Origin of the sequence: Stenotrophomonas sp., from assembly GCF_032056425.1 — a bacterium.
Taxonomy (GTDB): Bacteria; Pseudomonadota; Gammaproteobacteria; order Xanthomonadales; family Xanthomonadaceae; genus Stenotrophomonas.
Genome location: NZ_DAMBCN010000021.1, coordinates 1 through 21,919 on the forward strand (window position 1 = coordinate 1; position 21,919 = coordinate 21,919).

General features: G+C 67.1%; 18 protein-coding genes and 1 tRNA gene. 5 read left to right on the top strand and 14 right to left on the bottom strand.

From position 1 onward, the window contains the following. Nucleotides 1–105: 105 nt before the first annotated feature. The 4 genes from RTY46_RS13980 to RTY46_RS13995 all read right to left on the bottom strand — a co-directional run bounded on the left by RTY46_RS13980 (nt 106) and on the right by RTY46_RS13995 (nt 2,944). Complete coding sequence (locus tag RTY46_RS13980) at nt 106–1,416, bottom strand: sorbosone dehydrogenase family protein (protein ID WP_108763140.1); 1,311 nt, start codon at nt 1,414–1,416, stop codon at nt 106–108. Beyond that, nucleotides 1,409–1,849: a DUF2231 domain-containing protein gene (locus RTY46_RS13985; protein ID WP_312709076.1), complete on the bottom strand. Its 441-nt coding sequence runs from the start codon at nt 1,847–1,849 to the stop codon at nt 1,409–1,411. Before RTY46_RS13985 ends, RTY46_RS13980 begins: the two co-directional genes overlap by 8 nt. Nucleotides 1,850–2,153: 304 nt before the next feature. Beyond that, complete coding sequence (locus RTY46_RS13990; RefSeq protein WP_312709077.1) at nt 2,154–2,513, bottom strand: hypothetical protein; 360 nt, start codon at nt 2,511–2,513, stop codon at nt 2,154–2,156. A 74-nt stretch (nt 2,514–2,587) separates the two neighbouring features. Further along, complete coding sequence (locus RTY46_RS13995) at nt 2,588–2,944, bottom strand: hypothetical protein (RefSeq protein WP_312709078.1); 357 nt, start codon at nt 2,942–2,944, stop codon at nt 2,588–2,590. 217 nt (nt 2,945–3,161) lie between these two features. On the opposite strand from RTY46_RS13995, the gene RTY46_RS14000 reads away from it, so the two are divergent. Continuing rightward, the gene (locus tag RTY46_RS14000) at nt 3,162–3,833 is read left to right on the top strand and encodes a VOC family protein (RefSeq protein WP_312709079.1); all 672 of its coding nucleotides are present in this window, start codon (nt 3,162–3,164) and stop codon (nt 3,831–3,833) included. A gap of 41 nt (nt 3,834–3,874) precedes the next feature. On the opposite strand, the gene RTY46_RS14005 is transcribed toward RTY46_RS14000, so the two are convergent. Next, nucleotides 3,875–5,689 (bottom strand): M3 family metallopeptidase, encoded by a 1,815-nt coding sequence (locus tag RTY46_RS14005; RefSeq protein ID WP_312709186.1) that lies wholly within the window; start codon nt 5,687–5,689, stop codon nt 3,875–3,877. A 117-nt stretch (nt 5,690–5,806) separates the two neighbouring features. Beyond that, on the bottom strand, nt 5,807–6,337 hold the full coding sequence (locus RTY46_RS14010; protein WP_312709080.1) for a hypothetical protein: 531 nt from the start codon (nt 6,335–6,337) through the stop codon (nt 5,807–5,809). Between the two features lie 80 nt (nt 6,338–6,417). Here RTY46_RS14010 and RTY46_RS14015 point away from each other — a divergent pair, with 80 nt between their 5' ends. Next, a complete protein-coding gene (locus RTY46_RS14015) occupies nt 6,418–7,041 on the top strand; it encodes a YiiX/YebB-like N1pC/P60 family cysteine hydrolase (protein ID WP_312709083.1) in 624 nt (207 codons plus the stop codon). A 71-nt stretch (nt 7,042–7,112) separates the two neighbouring features. Here RTY46_RS14015 and RTY46_RS14020 read toward each other — a convergent pair whose 3' ends face one another. Beyond that, nucleotides 7,113–7,277, bottom strand: coding sequence for a hypothetical protein (locus RTY46_RS14020; protein ID WP_180886923.1), 165 nt, complete (start codon nt 7,275–7,277; stop codon nt 7,113–7,115). A 489-nt stretch (nt 7,278–7,766) separates the two neighbouring features. Here RTY46_RS14020 and RTY46_RS14025 point away from each other — a divergent pair, with 489 nt between their 5' ends. Further along, on the top strand, nt 7,767–8,018 hold the full coding sequence (locus RTY46_RS14025; RefSeq protein ID WP_312709085.1) for a hypothetical protein: 252 nt from the start codon (nt 7,767–7,769) through the stop codon (nt 8,016–8,018). A 77-nt stretch (nt 8,019–8,095) separates the two neighbouring features. Then, on the top strand, nt 8,096–9,757 hold the full coding sequence (locus tag RTY46_RS14030; protein WP_312709087.1) for an AMP-binding protein: 1,662 nt from the start codon (nt 8,096–8,098) through the stop codon (nt 9,755–9,757). Nucleotides 9,758–9,857: 100 nt separating this feature from the next. Here RTY46_RS14030 and RTY46_RS14035 read toward each other — a convergent pair whose 3' ends face one another. Both RTY46_RS14035 and ubiA read right to left on the bottom strand, forming a co-directional pair. Continuing rightward, a complete protein-coding gene (locus tag RTY46_RS14035; RefSeq protein ID WP_312709089.1) occupies nt 9,858–11,282 on the bottom strand; it encodes a TIGR00366 family protein in 1,425 nt (474 codons plus the stop codon). Between the two features lie 207 nt (nt 11,283–11,489). After that, entirely contained in the window at nt 11,490–12,383 is an 894-nt protein-coding gene (gene ubiA, locus RTY46_RS14040; RefSeq protein WP_312709090.1) for a 4-hydroxybenzoate octaprenyltransferase, read from the bottom strand. 150 nt (nt 12,384–12,533) lie between these two features. On the opposite strand from ubiA, the gene RTY46_RS14045 reads away from it, so the two are divergent. Then, a tRNA-Arg gene (locus RTY46_RS14045) sits at nt 12,534–12,610 on the top strand. Nucleotides 12,611–12,696: 86 nt separating this feature from the next. On the opposite strand, the gene RTY46_RS14050 is transcribed toward RTY46_RS14045, so the two are convergent. From RTY46_RS14050 to RTY46_RS14070, 5 genes are all read right to left on the bottom strand, one after another. Continuing rightward, nucleotides 12,697–12,984: a hypothetical protein gene (locus RTY46_RS14050; protein WP_312709091.1), complete on the bottom strand. Its 288-nt coding sequence runs from the start codon at nt 12,982–12,984 to the stop codon at nt 12,697–12,699. Nucleotides 12,985–13,158: 174 nt separating this feature from the next. Beyond that, entirely contained in the window at nt 13,159–13,863 is a 705-nt protein-coding gene (locus tag RTY46_RS14055) for a DKNYY domain-containing protein (protein WP_312709092.1), read from the bottom strand. A 119-nt stretch (nt 13,864–13,982) separates the two neighbouring features. Further along, the gene (locus tag RTY46_RS14060; protein WP_312709093.1) at nt 13,983–15,338 is read right to left on the bottom strand and encodes a Gfo/Idh/MocA family oxidoreductase; all 1,356 of its coding nucleotides are present in this window, start codon (nt 15,336–15,338) and stop codon (nt 13,983–13,985) included. A gap of 63 nt (nt 15,339–15,401) precedes the next feature. Continuing rightward, nucleotides 15,402–18,386: a TonB-dependent receptor gene (locus RTY46_RS14065; protein ID WP_312709095.1), complete on the bottom strand. Its 2,985-nt coding sequence runs from the start codon at nt 18,384–18,386 to the stop codon at nt 15,402–15,404. 131 nt (nt 18,387–18,517) lie between these two features. Beyond that, a complete protein-coding gene (locus RTY46_RS14070) occupies nt 18,518–21,877 on the bottom strand; it encodes a TIM-barrel domain-containing protein (protein ID WP_312709097.1) in 3,360 nt (1,119 codons plus the stop codon). Nucleotides 21,878–21,919 lie beyond the last annotated feature (42 nt).

Below are 21,919 nucleotides of genomic sequence, written 5' to 3' on the forward strand. Positions count from 1 at the left end.
GAGTCGAGCTTGCTCGACTGCCCTTGGCAGAAGCAGTCGAGCAAGCTCGACTCTACGACAGCCTGGAGCCAAACCAGTCGAGCATGGCTCGCCTCTCCACTTCCGTTACTTTGCCGAGACCCGCCAGACGACGTCGCCTACGTCGTCTGCCACCAGCAGGGCGCCGTCGGCATCCATCGCCATGCCCACCGGCGCACCCATCAGGGTCTTCTCATCCTTCGATGCAAACCCGGTCACCACCGGTTGCGGGCGGCCGGTCGGCTTGCCGTCCTTGAACGGCACATACACCACCTCATAGCCGCTCAGCGGTGAACGGTCCCAGCTGCCGTGTTCGCCGATGAAGGCGCCGCCATGGTACTTCGCGGGCAACGACTGTCCGGTGTAGAACAGCAGGCCCAGCGGCGCCACGTGCGAACCGATGGCGTAGTCGGGCTTGATCGCCTTGGCCACCAGATCGGGCCGCTGCGGCTGCACGCGCTCATCCACGTGCTGGCCGTAATAGCTGTAAGGCCAGCCGTAGAAGCCATCTTCCTTCACCGAGGTGAGGTAATCGGGCACCAGGTCGGCACCGATTTCGTCGCGCTCGTTGGCCACCGCCCACAGCGCGCCGGTGCTCGGCTCCCAGTCCAGGCCGGTGGGGTTGCGGATGCCCGATGCGTAGATGCGGCTGCCGCGCGTGGCCACGTCCACTTCCAGCACCACGGCGCGGCGGTATTCAACGGCCAGGCCATTTTCGGTGATGTTGCTGTTGGAGCCCACGCCCACATACAGCTTGCTGCCATCACGGCTGGCCAGCAGTTCCTTGGTCCAGTGGTGGTTGATGGTGCTGGGCAGGTCGGTGAACTCGCGGCCCTTGTCGGCCATGCGGGTGGCGCCCGGCACGTACTGGTACTGCATGATGTTGCCGGTGTTGGCCACGTACAGCGTGTTGCCGATCAACTGGATGCCGAACGGCGAATGCAGGCCTTCAATGTAGACGTGCTGGGTCCAGGTATCGGTGCCCGGCGTGCGCCGCAGCAGGGTGACCCGGTTGCCGCCCTTGCCGGCCTTGCCCGAGCGCGCCTTCACTTTGCCGGCAATCCACTGCTTGGGCGTGGTGACCGGTTCTTCGCCGGGACCATTGCCTTCCACCACCAGTACATCGCCGTTGGGCAGGGTCAGCAGGCGGCGCGGGTGCTGCAGGTTGGCGGCAATGCGCTCGATCTTCAGGCCTTCGGCCACGGCCGGCGCCTGGCCTTCGGCCCAGCCCACGCCCTTGGGCACCTGCATGGGCGGCATGAGGAAGTTGGCCGGCTTGGGCAGCGGCGGCTGCGGACCGGACTGGTCGGCCGGGTGGTATTCGGCCTTGCCGGCACAGGCGGCGAGCATGACGGCCAGGGAAAGGATGCCCAGCGTGGGCAGGATGCGCTCAGCCATGACGACCTCCCTGCAGCACCGGGGCCTGCAGTGACAACAGGATGTAGCCGATCGCGATCAGGGCCACGGTCAGCGCGGACAGCACGGTGCCCGGCACCGCCACCGCATAGGCGTCGCGGCTGTGTACGAAGGCGTTCCAGATGGCCAGCACGATGGCGACCAGGTTCAGCATGAAATCCACACGGTCCACGCCGGTGGCAGTGCCTTTGCGGCGCCACACCGCGAACAGGTTGATCAGGCGCGGAATGATGGCGATCAGCAGGCCGAAGGTGATCAGCCAGGCGGCGGACTTGCCCCACATCACCTCGGCGGTGTTGAGGTAGAGGATGTCGAAGACAAGCGCGGCAACGAAGAAGCCGAACGGTATGGGATTCAGCAGGCTGAAAAGCGTGGTGCCCGGGCCGCGATGGGCCTGGGCGACGGGGTTGACCATGGTCGTGCTCCGAAGGGGAAAGGACTGCACGGGCCGTAGTAGCACAAGCGGCCGGGAGGCAACGCGATGATGGCGGCTGGGGCCAGGCCGGGCTTGGATGGATGTGCCGGGACACACCCGGCGGCTTGGCTTGGAATGGCGGGCGATGCGTGGCTGCCTGGCTTAGAATGCCGGGCGATGCGGGACCGCTTTGCATTGGTAGAGTCGGGCTTGCTCGACTGCTCTTCGCTACGGCAGTCGAGCAAGCTCGACTCTACGAAGAGCTGGAGCAGTCGAGCATGCTCGACTCTACGGTCGCGTGTGATCAGGGAACATAAACCAGGTGCAGGGTGTACGCGAAACCGCCGTCGGCTTCGGTGATGTCCACATGCATCACCAGATCGCTTCGCCCCTCTCCCTCCGTATACAGGTCGACAAGGACCTGCCAGTGATGCCCGTACCACTGGCACACTGAGGATTCCCAGGTCGTATCTGGCAGCGGAATCAGGCTTTCGCCGTAGTCCTGGAGGATGCCGGTAATGGTCGCCCACGTATCGGCGGTGCGCAGGTGAACGTTTGCCGCCTGCGGCGGGCGGCCGGCGGCGATTTCGTTGGCCATCCAGGTCAGGACGGGGCGGAACGCCGCATCCACGGGGCTTTCGCTGGTTGGGTCTTTGCTGACCATCGGTATTCCTTCAGAGGCAGGCCGCATGTGTGGCGCGGACAGATCGTGCCAACCAAGGTTGGCATCTACCAGGTTCATGGCGCGCGGCGGGCCGTGCGCAGCGGGATGAACAGGGCGGCGGCAAACACTACCAGGAACGGTGCAGACAGAATCGCGGCGTCGTTGCTACCAAACGCGATCAGGTTCAGGTGCAGATCGCCAATCCATTCCAGCCGCATGAACACCAGTATCAGGCCGCCGAAGGTGGGGCACGGCAGGCCACCATGGCCGGCCATCAGCAGCGTGGGCGCCAGCAGCGCAGCCAGGAAGGCGAAGCCGGCCCGATACAGCCACGGGTTGCCCTGCCAACGCGGCGCACGCCGCCACATCAGCACCAGCAGGGCCAGTGGTAGCAGCGGTGCCAGCAGCACCAGCGCCAGGATCATGGCCATGCGGTTTCACCCGCGGCGCGGTGTTCTGCCATCAGACCCTGCATGCCCTTCCCCTGTAGACGTCCTTGAGAGATGCATTGTTACGGTTGTGGACGGAGTGTGCCAATCAAGGTTGGCACCTGCCTGCGCATGCCGTAACGATTCGTTGCGCGGGCTATGACGCGGGCGAAAGGCGCCCGGCGCTACACTCGCCCCAGTGCTTCATGGAGGATCACACATGCGCCTGCTGCATCTCACCCTGCCGGTGTCGAACGTCGAAACCGTGGCGGACTATTTCCGCGACGTGCTGCAGCAGCGCGTGGTCGGCCACCATGTGCATGTCGGCTGGAGCACGATCAGCCTGCAACCGGCGGGTACCCACGCCACCGGCGGCGTGCATCTAGCCTTCAACGTGCCCGACAACCGCTTCGGTGAAGCGATGACGTGGTTGCGCGAGCGCACACCACTGCAGTGCAATCCCGAAGGCATCGACTACTTCGCCCTTGAAAGCAACTGGCAGTCGCAGTCGGTGTATTTCACCGGTCCGGACGGCCTGATCCTGGAATTGATCGGGCGCAAGCGCCTGCCAGCCAGCACGCATACCGGTGCCTTCCACGGCAGTGAACTGCAGTGCCTGAGCGAGGTGGGGCTGCCCAGCGATGATGTGGACGCGGTACGTGCCGTCGCCAGCGCGCGGTTCGGCCTGCAGCCGCTCAGCCCGCCGTCGGCGCAGTTCGCGCCGATGGGCGACGACGAGGGCCTGCTGATTGTGGTGGCCGCCGACCGACGCTGGTTCCCCGAACAGAAAGACCTGCCCAATGCGCAGGGCCTGGTGCTGGGGATCGGTGAGGTGGCTGGCAGCGGTGAACTGCACGATGCCGCGCGCGGCTGGCGGGTGCAGACCGTCTAGTTAGCGCCTACCAACGCGCCACCGCCGGCGCGGCGCCGGTTTCACCGATGCCGCTCGGTGTCGATCTGCGCATGCAACACGCGCAGCTGGGCGACGCTGTCTTCGAACACCTGCATGTCCGCATCGACCAGCGCGGACCAGTCGGGTGCATGCCCCAGCAGCTGCGCCACCTGCTGCTGGGGTGCGCGATCAAAGCCTTCGCCCAGCACCTGCAGGTAACGCACGCGGAAGCCTTCCGGGTCCTGCTGGTCCAGCGCGTACAACTGCACGGCCAGCAGCCCGGCGTAGAGGTAGTTGACCAGGTAGTTCGGGTCTTCATACATCAAGCGCTTGCCGATCCAGGCGTTGCGCAGTTCCGGGTAGCGCTGCGGCTGTTGGCCATAGCGCGCCAGCACCTGCCCGGTAAGCTGGTCCAGATCATCAGCGGTGCCCAGGGTGTTGTTGGCCACGCCCTGGTAGATGGATCGCTCCAGCTGGGCCTCTTCGGCCGAGGTGAACACCTGCAGCACCATGTCGTCCAGCAGTGACTTGAGGTAATACGCTTTGGCGCGCGGGTCCTGCGCCTGCTGGTACAGGCGGTCGCGGAAGCGCAGTTCGTTGTAGATCGCAAACGCTTCGGTCAGCCACGCGCTGCCGTTGAGCTGCAGCGGCGATGCATGGTTCCGCTGCATCCACTGCCCGTGCAGGCTGTGCCCGGCTTCATGGACGATCTCCACGTCACTTTCCAGATCCCCACTGCGCTGGCCCACGAACAACAGCGCGGGTGCATCGGGTGCAAACACCGGGAATGCATCCTGGCTGCGCTGGCCGCGCGCGGTGTCCAGATCCATGCGCTGGCTGGCAGGGTCCAGCAGCGCGCGCAGCTCTTCCACGTAGGCCGGACCCAGGTGCTGCATGGCATCGGCGGCGGTATCGCGCAGCTGTTGCAGGGTCAGCACGGGCGGCACGTAGCCGGCATCGAGCACCGTGGTATCCCAGGGCTGTGGGTTCGCCACGCCGCTGTTTTCTGCATGCCGCAGCAGCTGCTGCTGGTACGCATCGCGCTGCGTGGCATGGCGTTCCACCGCGGACAGCGTGGTCTGCACGGTGGCGGTGTCCAGCCCCATGTGGCGATAGCCACGCTCGGTGGCCGCGGCGTGGTCCTGCACCTGCGAGGCGCGGTCGTTCACCTGCACCAGCCCCAGCAGCACCGACGCCATCGGATCGCGCCGCGACTGCAGGCCCTGCCAGTAGCCCTTCCAACCTGCCTCGCGCAGCGCGCGGTCGGGCTGCTGGGCAAGTGCCAGCCGGTCGGCGCCGGTGTCCCAATGGCGCCCGTCGCGCTGCAGTTGCGGATAGACGGCCGTGCGCATGATCTGTCGGCGCAGCCGCGCGAAGCTGTCCATGGCCGGGCCGGCCAGCGCCTCCACGGCGTCATCCAGCGCGGGGTTGCTGGGAAGGGCGGCTTCCTGCTGCGCGCGCTCGCGCAGGAACGGGTACGCGTTGGCCCATGCAGCATCGGCCGGCGCGGCATGCAGCGCCGCCCTGCCCGCGCGGGCGATGCGGCTGCACAGGCCCATGACCTGGTCCAGCGCCTGCGCCGGGCGCCGATCGCGGGCATCCCGACCGGCCTGCAGGTGCAGGTAGGCGTAATGGCGCAGGCACTGCGCCTGCAGCTGTTCGGCCTGGCGGAAGCGGCTGGCGGGATCGCCCCCGGTCGCTGCCTGCAGCGCCGCCGTCTGCTCGACCAGGACGGTGCGCGCCGTCTGCTCGGCGCTGGCGCTGGCAAAGTACGCGCCATCATCGGCGTGCAGGGCCTGCGCGCTGGCGGTACCAGTGGCAAGCAACAGCGCGGCGGCGTGAACGAAGGTTCGCATCCTGCGGGTGTTCATGGCATGTCCTTTGTAGCGTCGATCTGGCTCGACTGCCTTTCGCATTGCGCCAACAGCAGTCGAGCAAGCTCGACTCTACCGGCGCTGCGCGGCCGGCGTGGCTCAGATCGATTCGTCGGCCCGGCTGACCAGCGTCCAGCACGGGGCGCGGGCGAAGGTGTAGACCTGCTGGTCGCTGGTATCGGGGGTGCGCATCAGCACCTGCATCTGGCCGTCGGCCTGCGGAGTGACGGTCATTTCGCGGCCGCGGGCGCCCAGGCTGGCCGGGTCAGGCATCACCGGCCAACCGACGTCGGCCAGCGGCACCAGCTTTTCCACGGTCTTCGGCTCGGGCTCGGCACCGGCATCGACGTAGCTGTCGCGCAGCGGATCGGCGGTAGCCGCTTCCTGCAGCGCGATCTCGTTGCCGAAATGCTTCAGGAAGGTGTCGAACTGCTCGTGCGGGCAGGCCGGGGCGGTGGTAGCGGTGGTAGCCGTGGCTGCGGTGGATGCGGGTGCAGGTTCGGCGGCCGGTGCCGCAGCGGGTGCGGCGTCTGCAGGTTGCGCCTGCGGGGCCTGCGGGGCCTGTGTGCAGGCAGCCAGGGCAAGGCTGACGAAGGGGGCCAACAGTACAAGGGAACGGCGGGAGCGCATGGGATCATCCTGATTCCGGTTCGGTCGCACCATCCTACCCTGCGCCGTACAATCGCGTTTTTCACCCGCCCGGCCCTGCCATGCGTGCCCTGTTCCTGTTGATTGGCCTGTTGCTGCCCGCGCTGTGGCCGGCCGTTGCGCTGGCCGTGGAGGCGCGGCCCGGCGATCTGCTGTTTGTCAGCGCCGGCCAGACCGGCCTGAGCGCCGCCATCGACGATGCCACCGCGCACGAGGGTGGTACCCGCTTCGACCACGTAGCCCTGGTGGCCGACGGTGCGGACGGACTGCAGGTGCTGCATGCCGATGAAAAGGGCTCGCGGCAGCAGACGCTGGCGGAGTTCCGTCAGGATGCCCGGGACAAGCGGCGGCAGGTCGTGGTGTATCGCCTGCGTGCGGCGCAGCCGCAGGTGCTGGCCGATGCCATCGCCACGGCGCGCACGATGCTGGGCAAGCCGTACAACACGGCCTACGTGTTGAACGAGGATAGTTACTACTGTTCGGACTTCATTGAACGGGCTTTCCGCGCGCACCATGTGTTCGCGCTGCAGCCGATGAACTTCCGCAACCCGCAGACCGGGAAGATTTCCCAGCACTGGGTGGATCTGTACGCCGGCATGGGAATGGCAGTGCCGCAGGATCTTCCGGGCACCAACCCCAACGACATGGCCGCCACGCCGGCGCTGCAGCGGTTAGGCGTGCTGTAAACCGCCCGCGGTTACGAGCGAAGCCCCGCACCAGGCGGGGCTTCACCGTTCACGCGCAGGCTGCACGCGGGTCATTCTTCTTCGTCATGGCCGCCCTGCTGCTGGTTGCGCTGGTTGCGCTGCTGCTGTTCCTGCTGCTGTTGCTGCTGCTGGTCGCGGCCACGCCCCTGCTGCTGATCCTGCTGGTTCTGCTGGCCCTGCTGCTTCTGGTTCGGGTTCTGGTTCTGCTGTGCCATGTCCGATCTCCAAATGCCACGCGCGGAATGCGGTGGACGTGCGCATGGTCTGCAGCCGAAGGTTAACCACGCGTTGCAACGCGGCTACGAGCGCGTGCACGGCGGTGAATGAACACCCGCGGGCCCTTGTGCCGCAAGCACATGAAGGATTCATGCGGGTTGCGCATGTACTTATGCCAGCGCCGGGCCGGGCCCATTAAGGTGGGCGTGCGCTTGCTGGCTGCGCAGGGCCGCCCGACAATCGACCGCCCTTCCCTGCACTGAGTGAGCGATGGACCGTTCCGCCCCCCTGTTCCGCCGGGTGAATGCACGTGCACGCAACAGTGGCCACGGTGTGCACGGCGGCGACTATCGCCACGAGCGCCATCGCAAGGCCACCCTGTCCAGCGACGCCACGCGCGGCTCCATGCACGCCGGGCATCGGCACGGCCGCGATTACACACCGCTGTTCCGCTTCCTGTTGTCCAAGGTGGGCCAGCCCTGGGGCAGGTGCATTCGGAAGCCTGCGCGCGGCTGGATACGCAGGAGCCCATCGCCTGGATCGTGGCCACCGGCAACGCCCCGCGCCGCGAGCAGGTGCGCGTGGGCGAGGCCTCGTACTTCAGCGGGCTGTACGTGGATGAGGCCGGCGTGCTGCAGCGGGTGGCGCCTGCACTGACGGCGAAGGACATGGTGCCGTCGTGCACCTGCTGCACGCACACCTTCAACGGCGTGCGCTTCGGCGAAGACGAAGCCCGCTGACCACCTACGCCTTTGGTCCGATTTGCAGCCGCCCCCGGCCGCGCCTATCGTCGGACTGATCCTTGGCGGAGACACGCATGGCCCGCAACAGCACAGCACTGCCTTCCTACGACCAGGCCCTGGCGGATTTCAATCTGGCGCACTGGGAGGCGCGCCTGCAGGGCGATCTGCAGACCGGTGTGAATGCCTGCGTGGAATGCTGCGACCGCCACTGCGGACGCAATGCCACGGCCCTGCGCTGGGTGGATGCGCGGGCGCATCTGCACACCTACACCTTTGAACAGCTGCGCGAGGCCGCAGCGCGCGCCGCGCATGTACTGGCCGACGCCGGCATTGGCCGCGGCGATGTGGTGGCCGGCCTGCTGCCGCGCACGCCCGATCTGCTGGCGGTGATCCTGGGCACCTGGCGGCTGGGTGCGGTCTACCAGCCGCTGTTCACCGCGTTCGGGCCCAAGGCCATTGAAACGCGGCTGGCGACCGGCCGCACCGCGCTGGTGGTGACCGACCTGGCCAACCGCGGCAAGCTGGACGGGGTAAGCGGGTGCCCCACCGTGGCAACCATCGCCAGCCCCGGGCAGGCCGTGGCCGACGGCGATATCGACTGGCTGGCCCGCACGCGGCAGGCACCGGCCGAGCGGGCGCCGGTGATGCTGCGTGGCGACGACCTGATGGCCCTGCTGTCCACTTCGGGCACCACCGGCAGCCCCAAGGGCGTGCCGGTACCGCTGCGCGCCCTGCTGGCCTTTGCCAGTTACATGGAACTGGCGGTGGATCTGCGCGGCGACGACGTGTTCTGGAACATTGCCGATCCCGGCTGGGCCTACGGCCTGTACTACGGGGTCACCGGCCCGCTGCTGCTGGGCCATGCCACCACCTTCAGCGAAGCGGGCTTCAGCGTGGCCGGCCTGAACCAGATCATCCAGCAGCTGGGGGTCACCAACCTGGCCGGCTCGCCCACCGCCTACCGGCAGATCATCGGTGCCGGCCCTGCGGCCAGCGCCGCGATCAAGGGGCAGCTGCGGGTAGTCAGCAGCGCGGGCGAGCCGTTGAATCCGGAAATCGCCCGCTGGTTCCGCGAACACCTGGGCACCACGGTACTGGACCACTACGGGCAGACCGAAACCGGGATGGTGGTAAACAACCACCACGCGCTGGCGCACGCGGTGCGGCCCGGTTCGTCCGGCTTCGCCATGCCCGGCTACCGGGTGGCGGTGCTGGATGAGCACGACAACGTGTTGCCGCCGCGCACGCCGGGCATCCTGGCGGTGGATGTGCAGCAGTCGCCCATTCTCTGGTTCACCGGCTACTACGGCGCCGAGACCCCCGCGCTGCGCGATGGCTGGTACCGCACCGGCGATTCGGTGGAGTGGGAAGACGATGGCTCGATCAGTTTCATCGGCCGCTCTGATGATCTGATCACCTCGTCGGGCTATCGCATCGGACCGTTCGACGTAGAGAGCGTGCTGATGGAACACGCCGCCGTGGCCGAGGCCGCAGTGATCGGCGTGCCCGACCCGGAGCGCACCGAAATCGTGAAGGCCTTCGTGATCCTGCGCGATGGCTACAGCGGCGATGAAGGCCTGGCCACCGAACTGCAGCAGCACGTGCGTTCGCGCCTGTCTGCGCATGCGTACCCGCGCCTGGTGGAATTCGTGGCGCAGGTACCGAAGACACCCAGCGGCAAGGTGCAGCGGTTCCTGCTGCGCAAGGCCGAGATCGAGAAGCAGACCGCGGGGTAGAGTCGAGCTTGCTCGACTGCCGTGGCGCAGCCGCGCGGGTTGGTGGGGTCAGAGCCCCGCCTGCGGCAGGGATCTGACCCCGGGTGCGATCCCGGGTGCGCTACGGCATCACCGGCGGCACGTAGGTCAGGGTCATGCCCAGCAGCCACAGCAGGCCCAGCACCAGCGGAATGTGCACCAGCAGCTGGATGAAGGTGAAGCCCACGATATCGCGCGCCTTCAGCCCCAGCACGCCCAGCAGCGGCAGCATCCAGAACGGGTTGATCAGGTTCGGCAATGCTTCGGCGGCGTTGTAGACCTGCACCGCCCAGCCCAGGTGCGCCTTCAGCTCGTTGGCCGCCTGCATGACATACGGGGCTTCAATGATCCACTTGCCGCCACCGGACGGCACGAAGAAGCCCAGCACCGCCGAGTACACGCCCATCACCAGGGCGAAGGTATCGGTGCTGGCCACGTGCACGAACAGGCTGGACAGCCGATGCGCCAGCGTCTGCCCATCGCCGCCGGCGGCATGGGTGAGGATCATGGCGATGCCACCGTACAGCGGGAACTGGATCAGCACGCCGGTGGTGCTGGGCACCGCCTTGGCCACCGCGTTGAGGAAACTGCGCGGCCGCCAGTGCAGCAGCAGGCCCAGCGAAATGAACAGGAAGTTGTAGGTGTTGAGGTTGGCGATGGCGGTGACCACCGGCTTGCTGGCGAATTCGTTGAACAGCCAGCCGAAGGCCAACAGCGAGAGCAGCACGGTCAGCAGCGGGCTGTACTCCAGCCATTCACCGGGGCGCGTGCGCTGCTGCAGCGGCTCGGGCTCGGCCTGTGCGGCACCGGGGAAATCCTCGGCGGTGCGCGCACTGCCGGCGGCCGGTGCGGTCAGCCACGCGATCAGCAGCGAGACCAGGATCAGCACCGCGGTCAGCGCGATCGACTGCCACAGGAAGATGGTTTCGGTGAACGGCAGCACGCCGGTGATTTCCACCAGGCCGGGTGGCATGCTGGCCGGGTTGGCCTGCAGCTGCGCGGCCGACGAGCTGAGCCCCATCGCCCACACGGCGCCCAGGCCGAGGTAGGCCGACGCACCTGCGGCGCGGTAATCCATGCGCAGTTCGCTGCGGCGGGCCAGCGCACGCACCAGCAGGCCGCCGAACACCAGCGAGAAGCCCCAGCTGAGCAGCGAGGCCAGCATGCTGACCAGGCCCACGTACACCACCGCACCACGGCCGGTGCGCGGCACACGGGCGAGGAAATCGATGAAGCGCGCCACCACCGGCGCAGTGGCTACGGCATAGCCGCCGATGACCACGAAGGCCATCTGCATGGTGAAGGGGATCAGGCTCCAGAAGCCATCACCGAAGGCGCTGGCGGTGGCCTGCGGGGTCGAGCCGAAGCCCAGCGCCGCCAGCGCGACGATGACCACGCCCAGCACCGCGAACACGTACGCATCGGGGAACCACTTTTCCGCCCAGGCGGCCGAACGCAGCGCTGCGCGCGCCATCCAGCCGTCCTGTACTGCTGCCGTCGAGGCCATCGCCTACCCTCCCAGGTTCGATGGCCCGATTCTGGGCGGTGGGATGCGGGCTGTCAGCCACCTATTGGTCGTAGAGTCGAGCTTGCTCGACTGCCCTGGATTTGCCGCGAAGAGCAATCGAGCAAGCTCGACTCTACGAAAGCCGGCGCCGTGCGCCATCCGCGCAAACCCACACCGGTAGCGCCGGGCCATGCCCGGCGGGCGCCATCAGCGCAGCGCCAGATCCGCGGCAATACCCGCAAACAAGGCCGCGCCCACCCAGTTGTTGTGCAGGAAGGCCTTGAAACACGGCCCGCGCTCACGATTGCGGCAGATCCAGAATTCATACGCCACCAGCACCGCGGCCACCGCCACGCCCGCCAGGTAGCAGCCGCCCAGCCCGCCGCGCACGCCCACCAGCGCCATCGTGGCCAGGAACAGTGCATACAGCACGCCCTGGATCACCAGGTCCAGTTCGCCGAAAAGGATGGCGGTGGAATGCGAGCCCATCTTCAGGTCGTCCTCGCGGTCGACCATGGCGTACCAGGTGTCGTAGGCGGTGGACCACAGGATGTTGCCGGCATACAGCAGCCACGCCAGCGTGGGCACTTCGCCCTGCACGGCGGCAAACGCCATGGGAATGCCCCAGCCGAAGGACATGCCCAGATACACCTGCGGCAGGTGGGTGTAGCGCTTCAGGTAGGGGTAGCTGGCGGCAAGGAACACGCCGATGAAGCTCAGGCCGATGGTCAGGCCGTTCAGGGTCAGCACCAGCGCGAACGCCACCAGCATCAGCAACGCGAACAGCACCAGCGCCGCGCGGCCGCTGATCGCACCGGTGGCCAGCGGTCGGGCCTTGGTGCGTTCCACGTGCGGGTCGAGCCAGCGGTCGGCGTAGTCGTTGATGACGCAACCGGCTGAGCGGGTCAGCCACACGCCAGCGGTGAACACGAACAGGGTCCACAGCGGCGGCAGGCCGCCAGCGGCCAGCCACAGCGCCCACCAGGTGGGCCACAGCAGCAGCAGCGTGCCGATCGGGCGATCGGCGCGCATCAGGGACCAGTAATGACGCCAGCGCGGCGTCGGCGCCGGATGCGGCGCGGAAAGGGGGGTATCAGCCATCGCACTAGGATACTCCTGTGCCCTCCGCCCGACTTTGCAGGCGGGGGGAGATTTGTGCGGCGAAACTGGATAGAATGCCCCTCCCGCACCGTCTTCATGGCGCTGCGATGCCCGCCCCGGCACTGGCCGACGGTGTGGCGGTTGTACAACGCGCCCGTAGCTCAGCCGGATAGAGTAGTGGCTTCCGAAGCCATTGGTCGGGGGTTCGAATCCCTCCGGGCGCGCCATTTTTCCTGCCTCTGTCAGCCTTGCCTGACACCGCCGACCGGCAGAAGTCCTCACAGAAGCAACGTAGACGCCTTGGCCATCTGGGTCATGGGCTGGCATTCCTGCGCGGCGAGCTGCCGCCCGGCGTGAATTGCGCGGTCGGGTCGTCAGGCAGCCTGCCCGGCCGGCACGCATAGCTGCGATTGGGATCCGGTCCAGCACGGACGATCGGGCTGCGCGCGTGCCTGATCGCCCCAGGAAGCCCGCACAGCACCAGTACCACCAGCCAGATACCGGCAAGCCATGCCCATTCACCGGTGACATAAGCCCATATCAATGGGAGCGCCGCCAGCACGGCGATGATCTGCGTGTACAGCACATAGAGGGAGTACATGCCCAATCGGGGATCCGACCGCACGACAATGCCGCAGGCACGGCAAGCCGACTTCGCCTGCCGTGCCCATGCAGAACGCACGGGGAAGCGTTGCCTTGGTGCGCCGCAGAGTGGGCAGGTGAATGTCAGTAGACGCATCGGATCCACGCCCCTGGCACAGGATGTCCGATGGATTCACTCACCTGGAGCGAAACCATGCTGCGCACGCAGCGCCGGGTCGGTCTCGATCATGAACATATGGAACAGGTTCTTGTGGTCCCGCGACCAGCTGCCCTGCAACTGCCGCCACGACGCCGCATCCACGCGCGGCAGTTTCCGCTCCAGGTAATAGATGCGGCTGTCGTCGCGGGAGAACCCATCGTTCAGCAGTCGCCAGCGTGCGCGATCCACCCCGGGCAGCGGCTTTCCATCGCAGTAGACATGGGTGTCGTCCAGTGCGAACAGCGGGTCAAGCGGTGAAAGCTGCAGCCGGTCACCCCGCAGGCACTGCTTCATGCGCCGTCCGCCGTACCAGGCGCCGTTGTCATCGGCGCCGTAGGCAGCGCCCAGACTGCGGAAGGTGGTGCAATCCGCTTCTGCCAGCGCTTTCAGCGATGTCTCGTACTCGAAGTACACATGGCGGTTGTCCAGCCAGTAATCGCCGCACTGGCGGAAACTGTCACGGTCGATGGCGGGCAGCCGGGTCCAGGCGTGGTAGACCGCATGCGCGTCGCGCGCGATGAAGTAGTGAGCGGGAATGAACTCGAAGGTGGCCGCATCGGCCTTGCGCAGCAGGCGGCCCTGGTGGAAGACCTGGCCTTCGTGGATTCGCCAGAATTCGATGCCGTAGGGGCCTACGAATCGTTGGTCAGGAAGGTCGCTGATCTTCTGCCATGCCATGGGGGTGAGGGGTCCTGGGTTTCTGCGTGCAGAGTATCGCAGACGCCAGCAGCAACGCCGGGCATGGCCCGGCGTTGCGTTGAAAGCAGTCGAGCATGGCTCGACTCTACAAGAGCCGGTCAGTAGGTGCCGTCGAAGGCGAAGATCGGCTTGCGCTGCTTCCAGGTGCCGGCGGTGAAGTCGGGGAATTCCAGGGTCTGGAAGCCGCTGGCGATGGACTGTTCGCTAAGCGGGGTGATGGCACTCCAGGTCACCGCGTCGTAGATGTCGATCGGCATCGGTGCCTTGGCCTTCAGCGCTTCCACGAAGGCGTGGATGACGAACCAATCCATGCCACCGTGGCCGGCGCTGGCAGCGGTGTCGGCGTTCTGCTTCCACAGCGGGTGCTCGTACTGGTCCTGGTACTTCTTGAACGCTTCCCACTGGTGCGGCGGGCTGCGGCCTTCGATGTGGATCGAATGGTTCACGTCCATCCACAGGCCCTTGGTGCCCTGCACGCGGAAGCCCATCGAGTACGGGCGCGGCAGCGAGGTGTCGTGCTGCAGCAGGATGGTTTCTCCGTTCTCGCAGGCCAGCGTGGTGGTCACGATGTCACCCAGCTTGAACTTCACCTTGGTGCTGGGGTGGGTGGTGCCACCACTCTTGGCCACGGTGTAATCATGCAGGCCGCGGGCCTTGGTCGCGAACGCGTTGATGTGGGTGAAGCGGTTGCCGCGGTTGATGCCGGTGTACATGGCGCACGGGCCGATGCCGTGGCTGGGGTACAGCTCACCGTTGCGCTGCACCGAGTGTTCGGTGCGCCAGCGCGCTTCGCTCCAGCCCTTGGGACCGAATTCCACGCCACTGTCGTAGGGTTGGTTGGGATCGCCGGAATTGAACTTCACCCCGCGCAGGTCGTGCTGGTAGCCGGCCTGCAGGTGCACCAGTTCGCCGAACAGGCCCTGCCGCACCATCTGCAGGGCGGCCATCACGTCGCGGCGGTAGCAGACGTTCTCCAGCAGCATGTATGGGGTGCCGGTGCTCAGCTGGGTCTTCAGCACATCCCAGTGGTCCTGCAGGGTGATGCCGGCCACCACTTCGCAGCCCACGGCCACGCCGGCCTGCATGGCCACAATCGCCATCGGCGCGTGGTATTCCCAGGGCGTGGCGATGATCACCCCGTCGATGCCCTTCTGTTCCAGCAGGCGCTTCCACGCGTTGCTGTCGCGGTCCTGGCCGTAGGTCTTCGGCGCGGGCTTGCCGGCCTTGGCCACCATGTCCATGGCGCGGCCCAGCATGATCGGTTCGATGTCGCACAGGGCGACGACCTCCACATCATCGCGGCGCACCAGCTCTTTCAGCAGCACCAGGCCACGCATGCCGGTGCCGATCAGGGCCAGGCGCACCGTGCGCCCGCGTGCCCAGGCGGGGCTCTGCGGCAGCAGGCTGCTGGCGGCGATGGCGGCACCGGCCGCAATGAATTCCCTACGTTGCATGGCTCTCACGCTCCTCTTGAAGGCGCGCCAACTGCAGCCGGCGCGCCGGGTCACACGATCGGTTTACTGGAACCTGTAGCCCACGGTGACACTGTAGCCGCGGCCGAAGATGGTGGCGTAGTCGCTGGAATCGCCCAGGAAGCTGTTGGGGTCGTAGAACGGCAGTCGGTCGAACAGGTTCTTGACGGTGAAGCTGAGGTTCCAGGCATCGTCCGGGCGCCAGGTCACGCTCAGGTTGGCCGTCCACCACGACGGCGCACCATCGCACTTGCTCTTCTCCACGGGCAGATAGCCGGCGGTGCAGGTCTGCGCATTGTTGTCCACTTCGTCCACCCGGTCGCGCGCCCACTTGGTGCCGCCCACGTAGTTCACGAACATGCTGGTGGTCACCTGCCTGTAGGTCCAGTCGGCATTGAGCGTGGCACGCAGGCGCGGGTTGTTGTAGTAGCCCACCACATCGCCGTAGTACCAGCCGCTCTCTTCATCCATGTAGTAGCGGTTGCGGTTGGCGATGGTCGCGGCCAGGCCGATGTTCAGTCCGCCCCATGCGCCCAGCGAGAAGCGGCTGCGCGCGTCCACGTCGAAGCCATCGACCAGGGTCTTGCCGCGGTTCTTGTACTGCCCCACCACGCTGGCCACGTTGCCCACGCTGTAGCCGGGCAGCACGCCCGGGCAGGCCACGCCGCTGGCCGGGTCGGCACACATGGCAGCCAGCTGGGCCAGGTTGGCGCGGTCGGCGTCGGTGATCGGCGAGCGGGTGGAGGCGATGATGTCGGTGTCCCGGGTGAAATCCGGCGCGACGATTTCATTGTCGCGGTAGATGAACCAGTAGTCGGCCGACACCGACAGCCAGCTGGCCGGCTCGTAGACGAAGCCGAGGGTGGTGATCTTCGCCTTTTCCGGCTTCAGGTCCTGGTTGGGCTGGGTCATGCGGGCCACGGTGCGGCTGCAATCCACGTTCAGCAGCCCCTTGCCCAGGTCGACATCGCCGGGGCGCTGCGACTTCAGCAGCAGGTTGGCGATTGCGTTGGTCTCGTCGCAGCGCACGTCGTCGCGGTAGCCGCCCAGCTGGGCGAACACGCCGCCGCTGCCCGATTCGGCCAGGCTGGGCGCACGGAAGCCGGTGGAATACGTGCCGCGCAGCATCAGCCGGTCGAAGGCCTGGTACTTGAAGCCGATCTTCGGCGCGACGTTGGCGTTGAAGTTGGGATACTTGTCCACGCGCAGCGCGGCGTCCAGTTCCAGCTTGTCGGTGATCGGCGCCACCGTTTCAGCAAACAGCGCATAGGTGTTGCGCGCGCCATCGAACCACGAACCGCCCTGCTGGGTGATCAGGCCCGCAGCGGCGTCCGGGTTGCCGGGGGTGTAGAAGGTTTCGCGGCTGGCGTTGAAGCCGAACGCCGCGCGCATTTCACCGGCCGGCAGCTGCGCCAGCGGGCCTTCAATCTTGCCGTCCAGGGTATGCAGGCGCGTCCACGACTGGATGTCGAAGGTCGGGAAGGCTTCGCGGATGAGCGCGGCGTTGGCCTCGCTGATCTCACCGAACTTATAGGCCGGATGGTCGGAGATGATCACCCGGCCGGTGCCCGGGTCCACCGAGTACGGGCCGAAAGCTTTCTCGAAGCCCTTCAGGTTCACGTTGATGGTCTGGTAGGTGACCGAGTGCGTGCCGGCGGTGGCGAACGCGGTTTCCCAGTTCCAGTCACCCACGTTGCCACGCGCGCCGGTCAGCACGCGGTAGCTCTGGTCGGTGTTGCGCTGGCCGAAGTAGTTCGGGCCCGCATCCTGCAGCAGGTAGTTCAGGCCTACCACGCCGCCCATCAGCGCCTTCAGCTCCGGGCTGGCGTGGTTGTACTCGTTGTTCGGGCCGAGGTAGGGGTACAGGAACTGGTTCACCGTGGTGCCGGTATCGCGCGAGAACCAGCTGCTGGGGTTGCCGGTGGTGGTGCCGTAGGTGCGCGGGGTGCCACCGTTGGCGCGCAGGTCGATGTCGGTATACGTGGCTTCGGCGAAGATTTCGGTGTTGTCGCCGACCAGGAAGGTGCCGTTGAGGTAGGCGGTGTTGCGCTCGGATTTGGCGCCGGCGTCGATCTCGTTGTTCATCCAGGTTTCCCAGACGCAGCTGGGGCCGGCGGCCTGGCCCTGCAGCACGTTCTGGCAGCCCGGCGCGGCTTCCTGCACGCGGCGGCCGGTCACCGGATCGAAGGCGAAATAGGTCCCCGGATTGAACTGGCCCGGCTTGCTGCCTACGCCCAGGCGCAGGTTGGTCAGGTAGTTGGGGTTGTTGACGTAGAACTGGGCCGGCCGCTTGTCGTAGAAATCGGCCAGCGGAATGGCGTCGCGGCGGTACATGTTCACCGCGCCGTACACGTTGAAGCGGTTTTCGGTCAGGTCACCGAAGCCGGCGGTGATGCTGGCCTGGCGTTCGCCGTAGGAATCGATGCGCGAGGAGGTGTCATTGCTGAAGGTGATTTCCGCGCCCTGGAAATTACGCTTGGTGATCACGTTGATGACACCGGCCACCGCATCGGTGCCGTACACCGCCGAGGCGCCGTCGGTCAGCACTTCCATGCGTTCAATGGCAGCGGCCGGAATGGCATCGATGTTGACGAACTGGGTCTGGAAGCCCGCCGGCGCGCCGTAGTACGACAGGCGGCGACCGTTCAGCAGCACCAGCGTGCCCTGCGCACCCAGGCCGCGCAGGTTGGCCTGCGAGGCGCCATCGGAGCCAGTGAACAGCGAGCGCGAATCCTGCTGCGCCGGGCGTGCGGCGGGCAGGTTGTCCAGCACCTGCAGCAGGGTGCGCGCGCCCATGTTCTGGATGTCCTGCTTGCTGATCACCTGCACCGGCGAGGCGGTTTCCACGTCGGTGCGGCGGATGTTGGAACCGGTGACCTCGATACGGGCCAGGTCGGTGGCGTTGTCCTTGCTTTCCTTGCTGTCCTGGGCGGCAGCAGGCAGGGCGATCGACAGCAGCACGCCGGCAATGGCCAGCGACAGCGGAGCGAGCGAACGACAGGGCGGACGAGCGTGGCGGGCGGGCAACATCGGGGTTCTCTCCTGGCAGGGGTGCGCGGCGGGTGGGCGGCGCGAAAGCGATTGGCGGGCAAAACGCTCCCGGGCCACGGCTCGGAAGCCGTAGTCGGAATGGGCGGGGGAGGAGCGGTGTTACGTGGGGGTCATGGGGCGACGATGCTGGCCGAGTCGCCCTCCTGGCCGATCAGCACGGCGTTGGCCCAGTTCGCACAGACCTGGGTGGGTTGGCTGCCCTGTGCACCCAGCGTGCGCAGGCTAAGGGTGGAAAGACCACGGATATCCAGTTCCGGCTTGACCACGCCGGGCGCCTTCACCAGACCGCTGTCGTACAGCAGGTGGTTGTCACCCCAGACCTGGAACTGCAGGCCACCGGCGCTGCGGCAGGCATCGTCGATGCCAAGGTCGGCGCGCAGCAGCTGCCAGCCACCCTGCAGGCGCAGGTCGATACGGCTGTTGGCGGCCACGCCCAGGCCGCGGCGGAACTGCAGGCCGTTCATGCGCATGCCGGCGTCGCCACGGAAGGCGTGGTCGGCGCGCACCTGCTGGGCCAGCGCGGCCGGCACCGGCAGTTCCGAGAGAAAGCGCTGCTGGGCCGGCCGTTCTGGTGTCGGGTGTTCAAGGATATGGAAAGTCGACAGGGCAATCGGGCCCACATCGCGCGGCTGCAGGGCATCGAAGGCGCGGGCGCTGCCCTGTGCGGCGGTGACCATCGGATCGGTGCTGCTGGCGCCGTCCCCCTCGGGGTTCTGCACGCTCAGCACGCGGAAGCGCAGCAGGCGGCCGGCGTGGGCGGGGAAGTCGATGCGCTGCACGCCTTCCTTCAACTGCAGGCGGCCACGCGCGATCGGTTCGCCCCATTCGCCATTGCTGTCGCCCAGATAGACCTCGTAGTCGCGCACCTGGCCGTGCTTCCAGTTCTTGTCGTTGCGCGGCGCAATGTCGATGCCATCGATCATCTTCCGCTCGCCGAAGCCGATCACCCACTCGTGGGCACCGGTGCGCACGGCCTGGTTGCGCACGCTGCGGAACCAGGTGCCCGGATCATCATCGAAGGCATTTTCCAGCGCGTGGCCGGGTTCTTCGGCCGGGCGATTGACCACCAGCAGGCTGTCGGCCGGCAGTTCGCGGCCCAGCACCGGTGCGGCCGGGAAGGCATCGTCGGCGGGCGCCACCGCGACGGCGAAGTCCAGCTGCAGCTGCAGCGGCTGGCGGATGTCCTGCGCGGCGGTGCGCACGTGCAGGGTGCCACGGCGCTCGCTGGCATCGAAGTACCAGCCTTCGGCAGCAGCATTGAACGCGGCGGCATCGGCCAGCGCGGGCAGCCTGCGGTCAGCGGCCTGCACCGCGCGCGGCGCCTGTCGGCTGAGCACCCGCAGGCCGTAGCGGCGCTGTGCCAGCTGGCCGTTGTACTGGCCCTGCACTGCATCGATCTGCACCTGCACCGAGCCACTGCCCTGCACCGGCGCCTGCACGCGCACCACCTGCGTGCTCGATTCACCCTGCTGGTAGCGGCGGGTGGTGCCATCGTCTTCGTACAGCGTGTACTGCGCATCGCCCTGCGGATACAGGTCGAAGATCACTTCGTCCAGCGGCTTTTCGCCGTCGAACAGCATGGACGGGTACATCGGCAGGATCGCACCGGCACGCACGAACACCGGCAGCGTGGCCAGGTCCACCTGGCGGTCGAGCTGGCGACCCTCGGCCCCGGCCTGTACGCGGCGGCCATCCCAGTAGTCGATCCAGCCGCCGGCCGGCAGGTGGATGTCGCGGCGCCAGCCACGGCTGGCGGCCTGGCTGCGGTACACCGGCGCCACCAGCAGGTCGCGGCCGAGCAGGAACTGGTACTTGTAGGTTTCATCCTGCGCATGCGGATCGCGCGGGTGGTCCCACATCAGGCCGCGCACCGGCGGCGCGCCGGTCTGTGCAGCTTCGTGCACCAGCCCGTACATGTACGGGGTCAGGCGCATTTTCAGCTTCAGGTAGTCGCGGTTGATGCTGCGGTAGGGCTCGTCATACCACCACGGGTGCTTGCGCGCGTTCGACGACCAGCCGCTCATGCCCATCAACACCGGGGTGAATGCCTTCCACTGCAGGTCGCGGGTGAAGGTTTCGGCGCTGCCACCGAAGATCGCATCCACGTCGCCGCTGGCGTAGGCCATGCCGGACAGGCCCGAGCCGACCAGGGTCGGCACGTGCCAGCGGATGTAGTCCCAACTGCTGCTCTGGTCGCCGGTCCAGGCCACCGCGTAGCGCTGGATGCCGGCCCAGCCCATCACCGTCCACAGGAACGGGCGCGAATCGGAATTGTCGAGGATGCCGTCGAAGGCCTGGCGGTTGGCATCCATCGCGAACTGGTAGCCCTTGCCGGTCCAGGCCACGTCCAGCTTCTGCACGCGGCTGCCGGCCTTGCCCACTTCCCAGGCGATCTTGTCGACGCCGTTCTCGGTCCACAGACCGGTGCGGAAGCCATAGCCGGCCAGCCCCTTCACTGTTTCCGGCAACTGCTTGTAGCCACAGCCGTAGCCATCGTTGGGCAGGATCCAGCCGCCGGGCATGTCATGGTCGCGGTACTGCCTGGCCACGCTGTCGATCACATCCGGCGTGGTGCCGGTCGGGCCATCGCTCCAGCCTTCGGGCACGGTGCCGGGCTTTTTGCTGTTGTCGGCGTCGTTGTAGCAATCGGCATCGCCGTAGGAGAGCGCCCAGCGCGCGACCATGTTCGGGCGGCCGGTCAGCTGGGTGTAGCGTTCGATCAGCTTCGGCAGGTCGGCGCCGACGAAGTAATAGGCGTCGAAGCGGTCTTCGCGATGCAGCAGGGTGGCCTGGTCGGCCTGGCGCAGGTCGTAGCTGCCATCGCTCCAGGTGTTGCGCAGCATGCCCCAGCCACGGCTGCTGAGCAGCATCGGCGCCGGGCTCGGACGATCACCTTCTTCCCAGCCACCGGAATAGGACACCTCCAGTTCGCGGCCCTTGAACTGGTAGCGGCCGTTCTGCTGGCCGCCGCCGTAATAGCCTTCATCGGCCTGCGAAGACAACACCTGCACGCTCTGCGTGGCATCCAGGTCCAGCGGCTGCAGTTCCTGCCACAGCGCGGTCGGCTGGCCATTGTCCAGGCGTTCCAGGCGCAGCCGCAGCGGTTGCCGCTGTACATGCAGCACCAGTGCGTCGGTGCGCACGCGGATTTCCTGTGCGTCTTCTTCCAGCTGCGCCTGCACGTGCGCCTTGGGCTGCGGCAGCACGATCGGCGCGGCCTTGTCGCCGGCGCCGGTGAGCGTGCCCTTGCGGCCGGCCTGCACCCGGATGATGTCCGCGGCCGGCAGTTCGATGCGGATGCGTGCGCCGCTGTCGGTCTGCAGATCCCAGCCCTGCACGCCGTCGCGGCTGCCACTGGCGCTGACCGAACGCAGGTTGCCGACCGGCTCGGCCTGGGCCGATGGCGCTGCCAGCATCAATGTCGGCAGCAGGGCCAGCAGCAGCGGCGAGCGACGAACGCAGTTCTCCACACAGACTCCCAACCCGTTCACCGGGCGTTTCGAAAGCGGTTG